This window comes from Streptomyces albicerus, from assembly GCF_008905045.1.
GTDB lineage: Bacteria > Actinomycetota > Actinomycetes > Streptomycetales > Streptomycetaceae > Streptomyces > Streptomyces albicerus.
Genome location: NZ_VWMY01000003.1, coordinates 230313 through 246330, shown reverse-complemented (window position 1 = coordinate 246330; position 16018 = coordinate 230313). Strand labels below are relative to the sequence as shown.

General features: G+C 70.3%; 20 protein-coding genes. 7 read left to right on the top strand and 13 right to left on the bottom strand.

The window, feature by feature from the left end; genetic code table 11:
• The 4 genes from GAS53_RS04040 to GAS53_RS04030 all read right to left on the bottom strand — a co-directional run bounded on the left by GAS53_RS04040 (position 1) and on the right by GAS53_RS04030 (position 4671).
• Entirely contained in the window at positions 1–837 is an 837-nt protein-coding gene (locus GAS53_RS04040; protein ID WP_151476000.1) for a formate dehydrogenase accessory protein FdhE domain-containing protein, read from the bottom strand.
• A complete protein-coding gene (gene fdnG / locus GAS53_RS04035; protein WP_225858703.1) occupies positions 837–3266 on the bottom strand; it encodes a formate dehydrogenase-N subunit alpha in 2430 nt (809 codons plus the stop codon). The genes GAS53_RS04040 and fdnG overlap by 1 nt, the downstream gene beginning before the upstream one ends.
• Before the next feature lie 12 nt (positions 3267–3278).
• Positions 3279–3860, bottom strand: a complete 582-nt coding sequence (locus GAS53_RS56010; protein ID WP_225858702.1) for a twin-arginine translocation signal domain-containing protein — start codon at positions 3858–3860, stop codon at positions 3279–3281.
• A 196-nt stretch (positions 3861–4056) separates the two neighbouring features.
• Positions 4057–4671 carry a hypothetical protein gene (locus GAS53_RS04030; RefSeq protein ID WP_151475998.1) on the bottom strand — a complete coding sequence of 205 codons (615 nt, stop codon included), beginning with the start codon at positions 4669–4671 and terminating at the stop codon, positions 4057–4059.
• Positions 4672–4881: 210 nt separating this feature from the next.
• Here GAS53_RS04030 and GAS53_RS04025 point away from each other — a divergent pair, with 210 nt between their 5' ends.
• A complete protein-coding gene (locus GAS53_RS04025; protein ID WP_151475997.1) occupies positions 4882–5604 on the top strand; it encodes a hypothetical protein in 723 nt (240 codons plus the stop codon).
• A 69-nt stretch (positions 5605–5673) separates the two neighbouring features.
• Here the strand turns inward: GAS53_RS04025 and GAS53_RS56005 are convergent, their stop codons facing one another.
• On the bottom strand, positions 5674–5907 hold the full coding sequence (locus tag GAS53_RS56005) for a hypothetical protein (RefSeq protein ID WP_225858701.1): 234 nt from the start codon (positions 5905–5907) through the stop codon (positions 5674–5676).
• Between the two features lie 226 nt (positions 5908–6133).
• On the opposite strand from GAS53_RS56005, the gene GAS53_RS04015 reads away from it, so the two are divergent.
• A complete protein-coding gene (locus GAS53_RS04015) occupies positions 6134–6586 on the top strand; it encodes a YbhB/YbcL family Raf kinase inhibitor-like protein (RefSeq protein ID WP_151475996.1) in 453 nt (150 codons plus the stop codon).
• 200 nt (positions 6587–6786) lie between these two features.
• Here the strand turns inward: GAS53_RS04015 and GAS53_RS04010 are convergent, their stop codons facing one another.
• The 3 genes from GAS53_RS04010 to GAS53_RS04000 all read right to left on the bottom strand — a co-directional run bounded on the left by GAS53_RS04010 (position 6787) and on the right by GAS53_RS04000 (position 9969).
• Entirely contained in the window at positions 6787–7392 is a 606-nt protein-coding gene (locus tag GAS53_RS04010) for a hemerythrin domain-containing protein (protein WP_151475995.1), read from the bottom strand.
• Positions 7393–7421: 29 nt separating this feature from the next.
• On the bottom strand, positions 7422–9404 hold the full coding sequence (locus tag GAS53_RS04005; RefSeq protein ID WP_151475994.1) for an aconitate hydratase: 1983 nt from the start codon (positions 9402–9404) through the stop codon (positions 7422–7424).
• 178 nt (positions 9405–9582) lie between these two features.
• Complete coding sequence (locus GAS53_RS04000) at positions 9583–9969, bottom strand: DUF2267 domain-containing protein (protein WP_151475993.1); 387 nt, start codon at positions 9967–9969, stop codon at positions 9583–9585.
• Between the two features lie 153 nt (positions 9970–10122).
• Between GAS53_RS04000 and GAS53_RS03995 the strand changes: the two genes are divergently transcribed.
• From GAS53_RS03995 to GAS53_RS03975, 5 genes are all read left to right on the top strand, one after another.
• Complete coding sequence (locus GAS53_RS03995; protein ID WP_151475992.1) at positions 10123–10485, top strand: hypothetical protein; 363 nt, start codon at positions 10123–10125, stop codon at positions 10483–10485.
• Positions 10482–10892 carry an SseB family protein gene (locus tag GAS53_RS03990; protein ID WP_151475991.1) on the top strand — a complete coding sequence of 137 codons (411 nt, stop codon included), beginning with the start codon at positions 10482–10484 and terminating at the stop codon, positions 10890–10892. Before GAS53_RS03995 ends, GAS53_RS03990 begins: the two co-directional genes overlap by 4 nt.
• Before the next feature lie 66 nt (positions 10893–10958).
• Entirely contained in the window at positions 10959–11165 is a 207-nt protein-coding gene (locus GAS53_RS03985) for an Hsp20/alpha crystallin family protein (RefSeq protein WP_151475990.1), read from the top strand.
• Between the two features lie 461 nt (positions 11166–11626).
• The gene (locus tag GAS53_RS03980) at positions 11627–12343 is read left to right on the top strand and encodes a CBS domain-containing protein (protein ID WP_151475989.1); all 717 of its coding nucleotides are present in this window, start codon (positions 11627–11629) and stop codon (positions 12341–12343) included.
• A 209-nt stretch (positions 12344–12552) separates the two neighbouring features.
• Entirely contained in the window at positions 12553–13461 is a 909-nt protein-coding gene (locus GAS53_RS03975) for a universal stress protein (RefSeq protein WP_225858700.1), read from the top strand.
• A gap of 36 nt (positions 13462–13497) precedes the next feature.
• Here the strand turns inward: GAS53_RS03975 and GAS53_RS54970 are convergent, their stop codons facing one another.
• The 5 genes from GAS53_RS54970 to GAS53_RS54955 form a co-directional block, all read right to left on the bottom strand.
• Positions 13498–14382, bottom strand: a complete 885-nt coding sequence (locus GAS53_RS54970) for an SCO2400 family protein (protein ID WP_450164051.1) — start codon at positions 14380–14382, stop codon at positions 13498–13500.
• 150 nt (positions 14383–14532) lie between these two features.
• Positions 14533–14703 (bottom strand): hypothetical protein, encoded by a 171-nt coding sequence (locus tag GAS53_RS54965; RefSeq protein ID WP_192582935.1) that lies wholly within the window; start codon positions 14701–14703, stop codon positions 14533–14535.
• A 103-nt stretch (positions 14704–14806) separates the two neighbouring features.
• Positions 14807–15163: a hypothetical protein gene (locus tag GAS53_RS03965; protein WP_151475987.1), complete on the bottom strand. Its 357-nt coding sequence runs from the start codon at positions 15161–15163 to the stop codon at positions 14807–14809.
• Between the two features lie 332 nt (positions 15164–15495).
• Complete coding sequence (locus GAS53_RS54960) at positions 15496–15657, bottom strand: hypothetical protein (protein ID WP_192582934.1); 162 nt, start codon at positions 15655–15657, stop codon at positions 15496–15498.
• A gap of 57 nt (positions 15658–15714) precedes the next feature.
• Complete coding sequence (locus GAS53_RS54955; protein ID WP_192582933.1) at positions 15715–16005, bottom strand: hypothetical protein; 291 nt, start codon at positions 16003–16005, stop codon at positions 15715–15717.
• Between the last annotated feature and the right edge of the window lie 13 nt (positions 16006–16018).

The window sequence follows — 16018 nt, the reverse complement described above, 5'->3', positions numbered from 1 at the left end:
TCAGAACCCCATCACGTTGGGTGTGATCTTGGAAAAGCCGTGCTCGGCCGCGTACAGGTCGAGAGGCAGCGCCGTCAGTTCGTCGACCTCCGGTACGGCCCGGGGGTCGCGGCCCAGATCGACGTCGATCAGGTACCGGCTGCAGCTCGCACAGGCTTCGACGCGCAGATGCGGAAACGTAGCGTCGCCGCCGTCGCCACGACCCACCTCCGGGCCTTCGCGCTGTTCGGAGTAGACGGTGCGCCGCGCCCCTGCCGTCTCCCCGCACGAGGCGCAGGTGTTGGCGGTGAAGCCCCAGCTCTCCCCGCACCGGGCGCACAGCAGCCTCCGGCGTCCGCTGACCAGTTGATCGCCGGAGTCGGTACGGAAGCTGAGCTGAGGCGGGCCGCCGCAGCGCGGGCAGCGGCGGCCGCCCCTCGGTGAGCGGTCCCCCGCGCACGCGACATCGGCGTCCACCGTCTTCAGTGGCCCGCGCAGTGAGGTGCGGGCCAAGTACCGCTCCACCGGGACGAGTTCAGCGCCCGCGAGCCAGGCGGCCAGCAGATCCTCGGCCGCGCCGGCCTCCGCACGGCCCGCGCCCGTGAGGCTGTCGGCGAGTGGCTTCGGACCATGGGCCGCCGTCGCCGCGACGACGCGGGGCAGCACGCGCCGCGCGGCCCAGTCGGGGAGCGATTCCGGCTGCTCCGTACGCGCGGCCGCCCACGACTCCTCCCACACGTCGAGCAGCGCGAGGTAGAGGGTGAGCACCTCCGTGGCGTAGGCGTGCCGTGCGCGCAGGGACTCCGCCCGTCGGCGGGGATCCGCCCACGGGTTCGCCTCGGCGCGCAGCACGGCCATCACATCTTCTCGATGTCGACGAGGAACGCCTTGAACTCCGGCGTGCGCGAACTGGCGTCGCCGACGAACGGGGTGAGCGCGTTGGCCAGCCAGTGCTGGCCGGTGTTGATGCCGACGAAACCCCAGTGGATGGGAATGCCGATCTGGTAGATCTTCTTCCCGTCCACCTGGAGAGGACCGAGGCGCCTGGTCACCACCGCGCGCACTTCGAGCTTGCCCCGCTTGGACGAGACACGCACCCGGTCACCGGTCTCGATCCCCTTCTCCCGGGCGAGTTCGGTGGGCACCTCGACGAACGCCTCCGGCTGCAGCTGGACCAGATGCTCGACGTTCTGGGTGACGTAGTGCTCGTGCTCGGTGAGGCGGTACGACGTCGCGACGTACGGATAGTCCGCCGAGGTGCCGAAGCGGTTCGGCCGGCCCGCCTTCTTGTCGTAGAGGAAGGCCGCGGGCGTCGCCGACACCTCGGGGTGCAGCGGATTGCGCACCGGCGACTCGATCGGTTCGTAGTGCTCGGGGAAGGGACCGTCCGCGACGCCGTTGCTGAACAGCCGCCCCAGGCCTTCCCCGGTCATGATGAACGGGAGGGGCGCGTCGGCGCCGGGCGCCGCGTCCGGCGGGTAGTCGGGCACGTCGCCCACCCACGCGCGTGCGGCGGCATCCCAGCTGATCCCGGGCCGCTTCGGATCCCACGGGCGGCCCTGCGGGTCCGCGGAGGCCCGGTTGTAGAGGACTCGCCGGTTGGCGGGCCAACTCCACGCCCAGTTCGGGTAGAAGCCCATGCCCGTCGGGTCGTTCTTCTCCGGATCCTGTACGCCCTCACGACGCTTGGCCAGGTTGCCGCTCTCCGGGTAGTGGCCCGTGTAGATCCAGTCGCCCGCGGCCGTCGTGCCGTCGTCGGCGAGGGCGGCGAAGGTCTCGAGCCGCTTGCCGGTCCTGAGGCTGCTGCCGTTGATCTCCCGGGCGATCTCGTCCAGTTGGGGCTTGCGTGGATCCTTGTACGGCATGGTGAGCTCGCGGACCGGATCGGGATACCGGCCGCCCTGCGCCTCGTAGAGCTCCCTGACCCGGAGGAAGAGCTCGGCGAGGATCCAGTGGTCGTGCCGTGCCTCGCCCTCGGGCGGCAGGACCTGGTCCTTCCACTGCACCCAGCGGCCGCTGTTGGTGAACGAACCGTCCTTCTCGATCCAGTGCGTGGCCGGCAGCATGAACACCTCGGTCTGCACCTTGGCCGGGTTCATGCCGGGCGCGTTCCAGAACTCCGAACTGGTAGTGCGGAACGGGTCCATGACGCACAGCCACTTCAGCCTCGACAGGGCCTCCAGCACCTGGTTGGAGTCCGGCCCGATGCTGGTGGCCGTCATCCCGGAGAGGATCAGCCCCTCCATCCTGCCCTGCAGCGCCTGATCGAAGATGGAGATCCAGGACGCGTTCGCGGCAGGCTTGGGGAGGCGGTCGAAGGCGAACTCGTTGTCCTTCGTCGCCGCGTCGCCGTACCAGGACTTCAGCAGACTGACCATGAACTTGCGGTAGTTCTCGCCGAAGAAGTTCACCGCGTTCGGCCGCAGCTTCTTGCTCGCGCTCTGCTTCACGTAGTCGTCGAGGTTCCGCTGGCCCGGCGCGGGAATCCGCAGGTAGCCGGGCAGGATGTCCCAGGAGATCGCGTGGTCGGTGTTGCCCTGGATGTTGGCGTGGCCGCGCTCGGCGTTCATGCCGCCGCCGGGGCGTCCCATGTTGCCGAGCAGCAGCTGAAGCACCGCCCCGGAGCGGATGAGCTGGACGCCGGTGGTGTGGTGGGTGAGGCCGACCGCGTAGACGATCGTCATCACCTTCTCCGGCCGTCCCGTCTCGCCGACCAGCTTGGCCACCTCGAGGAACTGGCCCTGCGGGATGCCGGTAATGCGCTCGACCATCTCCGGCGTGTACCGGCTGTAGTGCTCCCGCATCAGGTTGAGCACCGAACGGGGGTGGTCGATGTCGACCTCGGCGTTGCCCTCGTCGTCCGTCTCGTACGTCCAGGCCGTGGGGTCGTAGGCGCCGGTGGCCTCGTCGAAGCCGTTGAACATCCCGTCTTGGAACTGGTAGTTGTCCTTGATCACGAGGCCCGCGTTGGTGGCGAACTCCACGTACTCCTTGTGGTACAGGTCGTTTTCGAGGACGTAGTTGATCAGTCCGCCGAAGTACGCGACGTCGGTTCCGGTACGGATGCGCAGGTGCGTGTCGGCGACGGCGGAGGTCCGGGTGAAGCGCGGGTCGGCATGGATGATCTTCGCGCCGCGGTCGAGCTTGGCCCGCATGAGCCAGCGGAAGCCGACGGGGTGGGCCTCGGCGGGATTCGCCCCGTTGACCAGGATCAGATCGGCATGCCTGATGTCACGCCAATGGTTGGTCATGGCCCCTCGGCCGAACGTGGCGGCCAAACTGACCACCGTGGGACCGTGTCAAACCCGGGCCTGTTGCTCCAGATGGACAAGGCCGAGGCCGCGCATCAACTTGGTGGCGAGATAGCCCTCTTCGGAACTGAACGCGGCTCCGCCGGCGAACGCGATGCCTTCGCAGCGGTTCACGGTGTTCCCGTCGGCGTCCTTGGTGACGAGCGTGCGGTCCCGTGACGCCTTGATGTTCCGGGCCAGCTTCGTCAGGGTGAACTCCCAGGAGACACGCTTCCAGTCGGTGGCCCCGGGCGCGCGGTACAGCGGACTCGGTACGCGGCGGCGGGAGATGGCGAGCTGCAGCGAGGTCGCGCCCTTCGGGCAGAGGGTCCCCTCGTTGACCGGGCTGTCCGGGTCGCCCTCGATCTGGAGCAGCTCGGTCCTGCCGTGCTTCTTCTTCGTGTACGCGAGAAGGGAGCACCCCACCGCGCAGTACGGGCAGACGGAGTGCGAGACGGTGGCTCCCTCGATCCGAAGGTCCTGCTTCACCGCCTTGGCGGGAGCGACATCGAAGCCGAGCGCCGAAACACCCAGGGCTCCCGTGCCGGCCGCGCTCAACCCCAGGAAGTCACGCCGTGTGGTGTCCTCCATCGCCGGTCTTCCTTCCCCGCACCCTGTCGGTGCGGCGCCGGGTAACCCGCCTTGCGAACCTCGATCGACCACGACGCGCACTGCGCTCCGCGGCCCTCTTCGATGTCTTCTCCGATGCCATCTTCGATCCGTGGCAGGTGGCCGTCAATGCTTCAACGAGCCGGAAGCCAGGCTGTCGCGGCCCCGGCGGTCTCGTTCAGCCCTGGGCGAGGTGGAGATCGCGGCGACCGGTCGGGTCGTCCGGATTCCGCAGGATGTCCAGCAGCAGCGGGTCGGCGGGCACCACCAGCCCGTGGACGCCGTGTTCGGCGGCATCGGCGAGCGCGGCCCGCCAGGACGCCCTCCCTTGGGGAGGCGGGACGGAGAGCCACCGTCCCGCCTCATCGCCCGTGCCCGGTTCCTCGAATACGCCCGGCTCGTCGGGAAGACGTCGGAAGATCCTCACGCGGGGGGCGTGGACGGCGAGTTGATCGCACTGACCGGGATCGGCGAGGAGAACGAGGCGGCCGTGGCTCAGGCTGCCGATCGTCTCGAGCGTGCGGGCGAGTTCCGCCACCGGAGCGCCTGAGCTGGGCAGCGTCACCACCAGCAGCGACCGGGAGGTGAGCACCGTGAGCGCCGCCGTCAACGCCAGGACGTCCCACTTCGGCTCCGGCCCGGAATCGACCCACAGAGCGTCGACCCCCGCCGCGTCGAAGGACGTCGTGTCCGCGAGCCACTCGCCCATCGGATCCGGCTCCCGGGCGAGGAGGACACCGACCTTGACCGCCCGCGCGTCCACCGCGGGTTCACGCGAGGGGAGGTCCACCATGCGGCCAGCGTACGCCGCAGGGGTGTTGGGGCTGAGATCCCGGTCCTCCAAGGGCCGCCCGGCCTGGGCGGGAACCGCTCGGAAGTGCAGGGCGGTGTCATTCGCCGCCATCGAGGTCGGTTCGGTCGGGACCGGTCCCGGAGCGTCGTCCCTACTCTCGACGGTCTCGACAGTAAGGCCGCCGTACGTCGTCCCGGAGGAGCGGTGCCCATGGGCTGGTTCAAGGACAAGCTGTTCGGCGGCCGGTCGGACAAGCCCGTCCGCCGGAGGGTTGTCCGTTCCAGTGGCTCGGGTGGCTCGGGTGGCTCGGGAGTGTGTGACTCCTGCAATGCGGACCTGGACCGTGAACGCGCGTATTTCCTCCCGACCAGGACCGTTGTGTTGTCCGAGCGGTACTGGGCGCATGCCTTCTCCGCGAACAAGGCGGTGTGGGGCCTCTTTATGGACGGTGACCAACTGCTGGTGGCCTTCAGCGACTTCGTGCGGAGCATGGCCGGCCAGGACAGCGCGTGGAGCATTTGTGAGACGTGCAGCGAGTTCTTCGTCTTCGATCGGGACACGGCCCGGTCAAACGCGGTGAACAACCGCCGGCCCGCCGACTCCGGGGCGGTGGACCCGGCCGGATGTGTTCTCTTCGCGGCCTTGGGATGGGAGCGGACTTACGGGAGTTGGCCGGAGAACGTCGTACGGCCGGACGTTGCCGACTCGTGCGACTTCTGCCAGAAGACCATGTACGAGGGCGAATTCAACGCCTTCGTTCCGCAGGCAACGCTGGAGCGCTACCGCGCCGACGGACACGCCGACCACGATCCCCCGGCGCGCGGGCCCCGGACGAAGGACGACGACCTGGGCTGGATCGAGTGCTCAGTGTGCATGGCGCGGCAACTCGCTCGATTCCACCAGGCGAACTACCGCCCCGATCCGATCGGTTGACCCGCCGACACCTGACGACGGCCCTCCGCCCAGCGACGCGGACGGCAACCGCTGGATGCTCACGGACGCTCATCGGGATGCTCCCTTCACGCTCATGTGTCCTACGGGGACGGCTTCGACGACGGCGGCGACCTCGGGTTCGCGGTCCTGCTTCGCCGTCCGGCGGCGGGAGGAGCGGGACAGCGGCCGTGCGGGGCGGGGCCGCGGTGTCCCGAGGCTGCCGGTGACCCTGTCCAGGAAGATCGCAAGGATGACCACCGACAGTCCGCCCTCGAATCCGGCGCCGATGTCGAGCTGCGTCACGCCGCGGCTCTTACTCGACTGAGTAGGTTTCCGGCTTCGAGGCTGAGCACACCGCTTATCGGCGTCATCTCGCGCCACGCCCCGCAGCCCGGACGACTCCCTTCCCAGACCGACGGATCCCACCCGATGGACGTGCTCCCGCGTCGCTCCGGCCGACGCCCCCGCGCGGGCCGACGGCCAGGCCACATTCCGCATGTCCGGCTCCGCCCGGGGTACCCCGGCACACATGGCTGGCATCGACCTACGCAGCAGCGCATTCAATGATCATTCGTATATCGCGCGTCGGTACGCGTACGAGGGAGAGAACGTCTCTCCTCCGCTGACGTGGAGCGGCGCGTCGGACGACGCGGCCGAGCTGGTGCTGCTGTGCGAAGACCCCGACGCCCCGTCGGGCAACTTCGCGCACTGGATCGTGGTCGGCATCGATCCCCGCAGCGACGGAGTCGACGCGGGGCAGTGCCCGCCCGGCGGCACCGAACTCGTCAACGGCTTCGGCGAACCGGGCTGGGGCGGACCGCATCCTCCCCCGGGCGACGAGGCGCACCGCTACTTCTTCCGGCTGTACGCCCTGTCGGAACCGTGCGTCCTCCCCGACGCGCCCGGCGTCGACCAGGTGCACGAGGCGGTCGAGAAACGGGAACTGGCCAGCGGCACCCTCGTGGGGCTGTACCAGCGCTGACCGGACGGCAGCGGACTGGGATTCCTCGTCGGTGGGCCGGGGGTCCTGTTCGGCGTCGGTGGACTGGGGCCTAGTCCGCGGCATCGGCCTGCCCGACTTCTCGGAACGTTCGTCGGTCACGCCATGCCTCCCTTGGCGTTTGCCGTGCCTCCCTCGGCATTCGGGATCGGCCCCGCTGATGTCCAGGTTGATGTCCAGGTTCAGATTTCCGAGAGCTCCGCGTCGCCGGTGAGGAACCGGTCGAGCCGTTCGGCCTGCTGATACGCCGTCGTGCGGGCGTCTTCCGGAGCGAGCGCGGCCTGTATCCGGTCGATCACGTCCCGGCGGGCAGAGCGCTCCACCTCGTCCCGCAGGGCGGCGGCCTCGGCCTCGACCTGGCGGGCCGCGTCTCCGAGCCAGGCCAGCGCCTCGGGCGGAGCAGCCGTGCGCAGCCGCGGGAAGAGGGCCGCTTCCTTGTGCTTGCCATGGCGACGGATCCTCGCGATCAGCCGCCGGACCAGCGGGGCGAACTCGCCGCTGTCTGTGTCGGTGAGCTCCAGGTCCTTCATGGTCTCTTCGGCACGGAGGAGGTCCGTGACCTGCTGCTGAACGAGCCTGTCGGCGTCGTAGGGCACATAGCGGTGCACGAGGTGATGCAGGTGGCGCTCCGCCTCCGCCGTATGACACGCCAGTGTGACGGCTGCCTGCTTGAGTCTGCTTCTGCGCCGAGGGTCGTCGGCCGGCACGGTCAGGATGTCCCTGAGGGCCTGCTCCAGCTCGCGGTGCTGTTCGGCCAGCGTGGTGACGATGTCTGCGCGGTCTGTCATGCCGCTGCTCCTCTCGCGTGCGTGAGCGCCTATGGCGTGGTCGGGGCGAGGGCGGGGATCGTGCCGCCGGAGAGGACCGCGCGGCGTTGCCGGTCCGAGAGGTGGTGGTGCAGACGGTAGGTCTCCTCTCGGGTGGTGTTGCGGGCGGTGAGCGTCGGTGGCGCTTCGGGGGCCAGCGCTTCGTGCAGTCCGTCGAGGCGCAGCCGGTCGCCCGGCTGGATACGGGCCTGATCGTCCGGGTCGTCGAACTCCAGGGCGAGTACGCCGAAGTTGGCGAGGTTCTGCCAGTGGATGCGGGCGTAGGACCGGGCGAGTACGGCACGTAGCCCCAGGTGGCGCAGGGTGATCGCGGCGTGTTCGCGGGAGGAGCCCTGGCCCCAGTTCTCGCCGGCGACGATCAGGTGTCCGCCGTGCTCACGGAGTTCGGTGGCTCGGCGGGGATAGTCGGCATCGAGCCGGGTGAGGGTGAACTCGGCGAGTTTGGGGATGTTGGAGCGGTACGGCAGGGCCCTGGCACCGGCCGGGGAGATCTCGTCGGTGGAGACGTGGTCGCCAGCTGTGAGCAGCACCGGTGCGTCGATGGTGTCGGGCAGCGGGTCGAAGTCGGGCAGGGCGGAGATGTTGGGCCCGCGTTCCAGGCGGATGCCGGCGGCCTCGTCCGGGGCGGGCGGCGGCTCCAGCATCCCGGTGTTGACCGTCGCCTCCTCGGGCAGCTCCAGGGACGGATACGGCACGTCGTGCTCGGCGGCCCAGGCGCGCGGGTCGGTGATGGTCCCGGTGAGCGCGGAGGCGGTCGCGGTCTCCGGGGAACAGAGCCAGACCGCGTCGTCCTCGGTGCCGGAGCGGCCGGGGAAGTTACGTGGGAACGTGCGGAGCGAGTTGCGCCCCGAGGCCGGGGCCTGGCCCATGCCGATGCAGCCCAGGCAGCCGGCTTGGTGCAGCCGTGCACCGGCGGCCAGCAGATCGAGGGTGGCGCCCGTGCGGGTGAGGTCCTGGAGGATCTCCCGGGAGGTGGGGTTGACGTCGAAACTCACACCCGGGGCGGTCTGCCGGCCGCGGACCATGGCGGCGGCGACGGCGAAGTCACGCAGGCCGGGGTTGGCCGAGGAGCCGATCACGGCCTGTCCGAGCGGTTCGCCCGCCACCTCCCGCACGGCGACGACGTTGCCCGGTGAGGTGGGCCTGGCGATCAGCGGCTCCACAGCCGTGAGGTCGATCTCCTCGTCCAGGTCGTAGCGCGCCCCCGGCTCGGCGGTGAGCTCGCGGAAGTCGTCCTCGCGGCTCTCGGTGCGCAGGAAGGCGCGCACCGCGTCGTCGGCGGGGAAGACACTGGTGGTGGCGCCGAGTTCGGCACCCATGTTGGCGATGACGTGCCGGTCCATCGCGGTCAGCCCGGCCAGTCCGGGGCCGTGGTATTCCAGAATGCGGCCCACCCCGCCCTTGACCCCGTGGCGGCGCAGTAGCTCCAGGATCACGTCCTTCGCGCTGACCCAGTCGGGCAGGGCGCCGGTCAGCCGGATCCCCCAGATCCGGGGCATGGTCAGATACAGCGGCCGCCCGGCCATGGCCAGCGCGACCTCCAGACCACCGACGCCGATGGCCAGCATGCCGAGTGAACCTGCCGCACAGGTGTGGGAGTCGGAGCCGGCCAGGCTCTTGCCGGGGAGACCGAAGTGCTGCATGTGGGTGGGGTGCGAGACGCCGTTGCCCGGCTTGGAGTACCAGACGCCGAAGCGCCGGGCGGCCGAGCGCAGGAAGGCGTGATCCTCGGCGTTGCGCTCGTCCGCCTGCAGCAGGTTGTGATCGACGTACTGCACACTGACGTCGGTCTGCACCCGGTCCAGGCCGAGCGCATCGAGCTCCTGCATCACCAGCGTGCCGGTGGCGTCCTGGGTGAGGGTCTGATCGATCCGCAGACCGATCTCCTCACCAGGGACCATGCGCCCCTCCAGCAGGTGTTCCTCGATGAGCCGATGCGCCACAGTGCCGCCGGAACTCCTCTTGCCGGCCATCCTTTCACCGCCCTCCCGCGTGGATCACGATCGCCGGATTCCTCGAACGGCTCCCGCGTACCCCTTTGCGCGCTCGCTGCACGGAACGTCCGACGGACGGGGCGGCGACCGTGGTGACGGACGCAGCGGCGACCGTGGTGCAGGCCGGGCCGGGGGCCACCTGGCGTGCAGTGAGCGGTCAGCTCAGGCCCGGCCTGCCGAAGAGGTCCGCGTAGCGCGAAGGCAGTTGGGACAGCAAGTGGTTGACCTGCCCGCCGGACACCGCGTCGGCGACGGTGGACAGTACGGCACTGGCGTCCCATTCCGCGGTACGGGGCCGGGCACCGGTCTGCTGGGCCACGCGACGGAGGAACTCCTCGCGGCCGAAGGGCTCGGGGCGACCCCGGTCCAGGTGCAGTGCCTCATCCAGCGGAGTCGGCAGTTGGGCCGCCAGGTCGTCGGCCTCTTCCGGGGTGATCCGGCAGGCGAGCGCCCACAACACCGCCACACTGACGTGCTCGGCCTCCTCAGGGCTGTGGTACTCCCCGCGGTCGCGGACGCGGGCCAGGAATTCGTCCAGCTTCACGGCGCCCTCCTCTGTCGGCCCGCTTCCGAGCGCCGGGTCCAGGGGGCGCGCGGTTGGCGTTCCGGGTGCCCGTCGTCCGGCCCCGGAAACGGCGTACGCGGGACGCATCACGGCGCGCTTGCTGGAGACCCCTCAAGAGAGGAGGCGGTATTTGTGGCCAGTCTGAAGTCGCCGGTGGAGATCGAGCACGTGACCGGTGGGGTCGGGCAGACCGCCCGGACGATGGTGCCTGACGTCGTTGGCCGATCGCTGCTCGGCGACGACGTGCCGACCGACACCGCGAAGCCGGACGAGGCGTTCCGTGCCATGGGGGAGATCGCCGAGGAGAAGAACTCCGCCATCGTCTTCCCCGCTCAGTTCCTCGTCGGCGCCCGGGCGGGGGAGCGGTTCGTGGCCGGTTCGGTGCGCACCGGCAGGGCGCTCGCCGCCCCGGATGACCCGGCCGACGGCGCCGTCGCGGCACATGCGGGGCCCTCGGTGAAGGCACCCCACGAGACCAGTCAGGACTGCGCATGAACTTTTGGTCCGCCACCCTCGCATCGAGGATCCGGGTGGCTCTCCGTGCTCGGGCGGGCACCGTCAGCGCCTCCGAGAGGGCGCTGGTGGACCGTCTCGCTGAGGAGCAGGTACTGGTGCCCGAGGGCGACCGTGCCGCGGGCGAAGGGTCCGGGAGCCCGGGTGCCGTCCCCGTACCTGTCATCCGGCACCGGGAGGAAGGGCCCGTGGTCCCTGTGTTCACCTCGGAGGAGGCGATGGCCCGGGCACTGCCGTACGTGCCGCCGTACCAGCGGGTACGACTGGGGATCCTGGCCGCGCTGTGGCCCGCTGATGACGTGTCCCTGGCCGTCGATCCCGGTTCGCCCCGGGAGGTCACGATCCACGCCGATGACGTGCAGGCCCTTTTCGGGCTGCGTCGGCACTGACCTGAGTGCACCCCGCCAGTCGCTCGTCCCGCCGGCCTCTCCGGACCCGCGAGCGGCCCCGCTCCACTGCAGATCTCCGGTGAGCTGACTGAGGAGCAGCAGGGCCGGGTGCTGTCGCGCCGCGCCGGCCGCTTCTTCTACCGCACCAGCCTGCCGAGCGGGGTGGACGGCGAGAAGGTCGAGGCGGACCTGACCGACGGGATCCTGACGGTCCGGCTGCCGAAGTCCGGGGTCGGCAAGCGGCGCCGTATCACCATCGGAGGCAAGGGATAACAGTCCCGGTAGGGGCAGACAGGTACGCCCCTGCCGGGAGCAACAGCTGATCGACGAGGTGCGCCGGGCCCGTGGCCGATCTCGGGCGGCCCGGCGTATGGGTGCGCCGTCGACGCGAGCTGATCGCCCTCTCCGTTCCCGGGCGGCGCGGCCTTCGGCCGGAGCTCCTCGCCCGGGCGCGTAACGAGATCGGGGCCGGCGGGCCGCCGTCCGAGTGCGCGGTGCGGGCCGGGCGCGGGCGTCGGCAAAGTCCTGCCGCTTGACCAGCAAGCCGCCCGACGGCTGCACGCACCGCACTCCCCGTGTGCCCGGTGTCGGTGCAACGCCCGGGCCGGGCGTGCTGGAGCTGGGGGCTCTGGGGACCGTGTGGGTGCCAGAGCCCCGGGTACCCGGCGTGCGAGGTGAGGAGCGCCCGACCGGCACCGGCCCGGGAGTGAAGACCTCCGGAAGGAGCTGGAGCGATGCCGACGCGACTGTTGGACCGGCAGGAGGTGTTCCGGCTCGTCGAGCAGGACATGGCCCAGCTCGTCGAGGTGCTGCCACCGGAGCCGTACGAGCAGGCCCACCTGCCGGGCGCGCTCCGCATCGGGCTGCGCGACCTGGACCTGCAGGCTCCCGAGCGGCTGGATGCCGGCCGGCCCGTGATCGTCTACTGCGCCGACGAGCTGTGCGACATGAGCCCGCGGGCCGCCGCACGGCTCGAGCAGCTCGGCTTCCGGCAGGTGTACGACTACGTTCCCGGCAAGGCGGACTGGCTGGCCGCTGGGCTGCCGAGGGAGGGGCAGACGGCCTCAACGCCGTTGGCCGGGGACGTGGCGGACCGCAACGTACCCATGTGCACCGTCGGCCAGCCGCTCGAAGACGCCCTGGCCGTGCTCGACGAGACGGGACGGCGGGTGGGCGTCGTGGTCGACGACGACGAGGTGGTCGTCGGTCTCCTCCGCCACGAGGACGCGGCCGAGCGCACCGAGGGAACCGTCGGGGACGCCCTGCGGCCCGGGCCGACCACGGTCCGCGCCGATGAGCCGCTCGCCCCGCTGCTGGAACGCATGACCCGGTCCGGGACGGAGGCCGTTCCGGTCACCGACCCGGAGGGGCGGCTTCTCGGTCTCCTGGAACGCGAACACCTCGAGCGCGCCGTCGACCAGGGGGAAAGCGCGGCCGGTCGTGGTGCCTGACGATCGCGGTGCGTGACGAGCAGCGGCGCGGTACTCGGGAAGGTGCGGTACTTGGGAAGGCGCGGTACTCGGGAAGGAGCGCAGAGGCATGCGGTACGAGACCGCGGGCAGACCGGGCGGGACGCTGTCCGGTCCGTGCCTCGCGGTGACGAGGCAGGGAAGGCACGTCACGACGGCCTGAACTCCGCACAAGCGGCCCGGGAGGCACGATGAGCGGCGGCACGATGAGCGGCGGCGGCGACGGTCGGCTCGGTACCGTGCTCGTCGGGATCGACGACACGTCGTACTCCTGGCTCGCCGCGGACTGGGCGGCCACCGAGGCGGAGCTGCGCGGCTGCGCGTTGAAGGTCGTCCATGCCGTCGGCCGTGGCGCGGACACCGCGCATGGGGAGAGCGCCGCGCATGGGGAGAAAGGGGTGGGCCTCACGGAGCAGGTCATCGAGGCGGTCGTCGGCATGCTGGACGATGCCCGGGCGCGGCTCGGGGCCGCCCGTCCCAGCGTGCCGATCGATACGGCTCTCGCCCACGAGGATCCGGCCGAGGCGCTCCTGAACGCGGCCGAGGACGCCGGCCTGGTCGTGGTCGGGACCCGCGGGCGCGGCGGCTTCGCCGGGTTGCTGCTGGGCTCGGTGAGCCGGAAGGTGGCCGCCTACGCCGACCGGCCGGTCGTGGTGGTGCGCGGGGACACCGGGAAAGCCGCCGACGACGGAATCGTGGTCGGCGTACGCGACGACCGGGACGAGGACGCTGTACGGTTCGCCCTCGCCGAGGCCCGGCTGCGCCAGGCCGGCGTGCGCCTGGTCCATGCCTGGACGCCTCTCGCGCACATGGGCCTCATGGTGCCGCGGGTCAGCGACCTCGACGAGGAACGGCAAGTCCATGCCCAGCTCCTGAACCGCGCCGCCCGTCTCGTCGCCGAGTACCCGACCGTCCACGTGGACACCGAGCTGACCGTCGACTCGCCCGCCGCTGCTCTGGTGGAGGCGTCGACCCGGGCCGGCCTGGTGGTGCTTCCGCGCCACCCGGTCGAGGGCAGGTTCGGGCTGCGTCTGGGCACGGTGCTGCACGCGGTACTGCACCACGCGAGCTGCCCCGTCGCCGTGGTGCCCACGCGTTAGGCCGCTCGCTCCCACCGACTGAACGGTTCGGCTTCGTCAGCCGAGGCACACCACGAGCAGGCAGATCTCCGTCGGCGAAGTCGTGGCGGGCGCGGGGTTCGGCTGTGACGTTCCCGGGTCAGTCGTTCCTGATCCGGACGTTCCTGTGCCCTTGCCGTCGGCGGCGGTGGGCGCGGGCGTCTGTGCCGGCGTCGTATCGGTGCGGTCGGGGACCGTTCCGGTTCCGGCGGAGGTCGGGGAGGCGGTCTGCGGCTGCGAGTCCGGCGTCGGCGTCGTACGAGGCGGGGCAGCGGCGTCCGGCTGAATGCGTGACGGCGTGGTGCGGGGCGGGGTGGCGGCGTGCTTGCGACGCGAGCGGTCGGGCGCGGGGGACTGCCCTCGGGGTTCGGGCGAGGACGGGCGGGTGCCGGGCTGCGTCGACGTCGGGCCGGTGTGCTGCGTCGACTGCTCCTCCTCGGTGCCGGCGCTTCCCGGAGCCGTGGCCGCCTGTGTCCGATCGCCGGGCTGCCAGTCCATCGCGGACACGGTCAGGCCGCCTCCGACGAGTGCGACAGCGGTCGCGACCACGGCCTTGCGCTGGTTCTTCTTCCAGCGGGCCCGCTGGCGACGCCGTGCCGCCCGTCCCTGCGGCGCGGGCGGCACGGCCGCGAGGTCGCCGGTCGGGTCGGTCTGCGGGGCTTCGCTCATGTCCGCTGCCACCGCGGTCTCGTCTGCCGTGGCGTGAAGTCGGACTCCGTGCAACGTGTCCGATGAGGCCGTGGACTCCCACGTAATCGTTGTGCCCGTCGTCGCCCTGGTGGCCGGGGTCGGGACGGTGCGGCCGTCGGCGGTGACCGGAGCGATGTCAGGAGCGTAGGCACCGCACCCGGGGCACACCAGGGCGCCATTGAGATGTCGGTGACATGAGGAGCAGTAGTCCATCTAAGGTCTTCCTGAGTTGACATGCCGTCGACCCGCCGGGTCGCGGCCCGGCCACGTTCGTACGTGGGATCGAGCAGCCAGCCACGCTAACGAGGCTTTGGAAGGACTGTGTGCAGTCCGTGTGATGCTCCTGCGGGGGTTCTTCGGGGCTCACTGCGGATCGGGCTTCGGCGCAACCTCGTCGTGCCCGCTGAGTGCATGCGTTGCCTGGCGCTGCGCCTGTTCGGCCACCACGCGAGCTTCCGCCACGACGTCACCGCGTTCGCGTACCAGGCTCTCGTAGACCGGCAGATGATCGTTTCCGGTTGGGTTGGGTGTCACAGGGCTGGTCCTTCTTGGTGTCGTACTTGAACCCGTCCGGGCGTCCGGTCGGCAGGACTCGTTGAGATCGGCAGGACTCATTGAGATCTCAACGCGGTCATGGTCATGCGCGGCTGAGTCGCGCGGCGATTCCATGACCGACCAGCAGGTAAATCAGAGCCGGCAGACCGTAATTGAGGAGAACTCGAAGGCCCTCTGTGTCCATTGTGAAAACATCCTGTGACCACCAGGCCAGCCAGTCGGCCGTATCGTGCACGAATTCGACGAAGACATTGGCTTCGTTGGCTCCGAGCAGGTGGAGCAGGATCCACAGGCCCAGGAAAACGGCGGCGATGTCAGCGATCGTGTGGACAGCCAGGGCTGTCCGTCGGGCAGCGGTCTGGCCCCGCTCGCCGCGGTGTGAGTGCCCGGAGGGCTGGTCATAGGTCTGGGATCCGCGCATCGGGTCGATATTGCTCACTGAAATCCAATCTTGACGCATCACTTTGCAGGCCGAGGCAGGGGCAAACCCGTTCCGGGCTCGCCTCTCAGGAGTTCCTGCCATGTCACGCCCGCGGGTCGTGGCGCGGGCCCGTGTATGTCTGCGTCAGGCAGCCGCCATCGCGTTACAGGCCCATCGGTACCTCCCGAATATGGGCACGCATTCTGCAAATTGCCCACACAGGAGAGCGGGGCTTCTTTTGGCGCCGGCTGAGTAGACCCTCGCGTGCGTATTCTGTGTGCTTCTTATGGTGCCCAAAGGTGGAACGCCTCATGGTCCGTTCACCTTTCGGCGGCCGGTTCCTGCGAACGTCACCTCAACATCACCTCGGCGGTAACGTGTTGCGCCTCCCGGTGGGTGGCGAGGCAGACGATGTCATGTTCCTCCACCAGGCATGTCCGGCCGCGCTGCCGGAACTCCCGCCGCTCGGTGACGAACAGCATGTCCCCGGTGCGGCCGTGCTTGGCGGTCACCGAGCTCAGGCTGCTGACGCGTTCGGCCGGTTTGCCGAGGCGGAGCGGCTCGGTGATCTAGCAGCGGCCGCCGGCCCACATGCGCTGGCGGTGGGGGACGGGCGGCAGGAAGTGTCCGTTCAGCGGGTAGCCGTCGTTTCCGAGTTCCCGTTGCGCGGGCCAGGGCAGGAAGTAGAGCCAGTGCCCCAGCGGGGGGAGCGGGTCACCGGTCTTCGCGACGGTGTCCGGCAGGTTCAGGACCGCCGACAGGGCCGCCACTGGGCCGGCGGGCAGAGGGTCTTCGTCCGAGACCGGCCCGGGGGTCCAGGACTCCACGTACGAGCTGGGCGGGGGTGGGGTGGGCTGCATCGTCCTTCTGTCC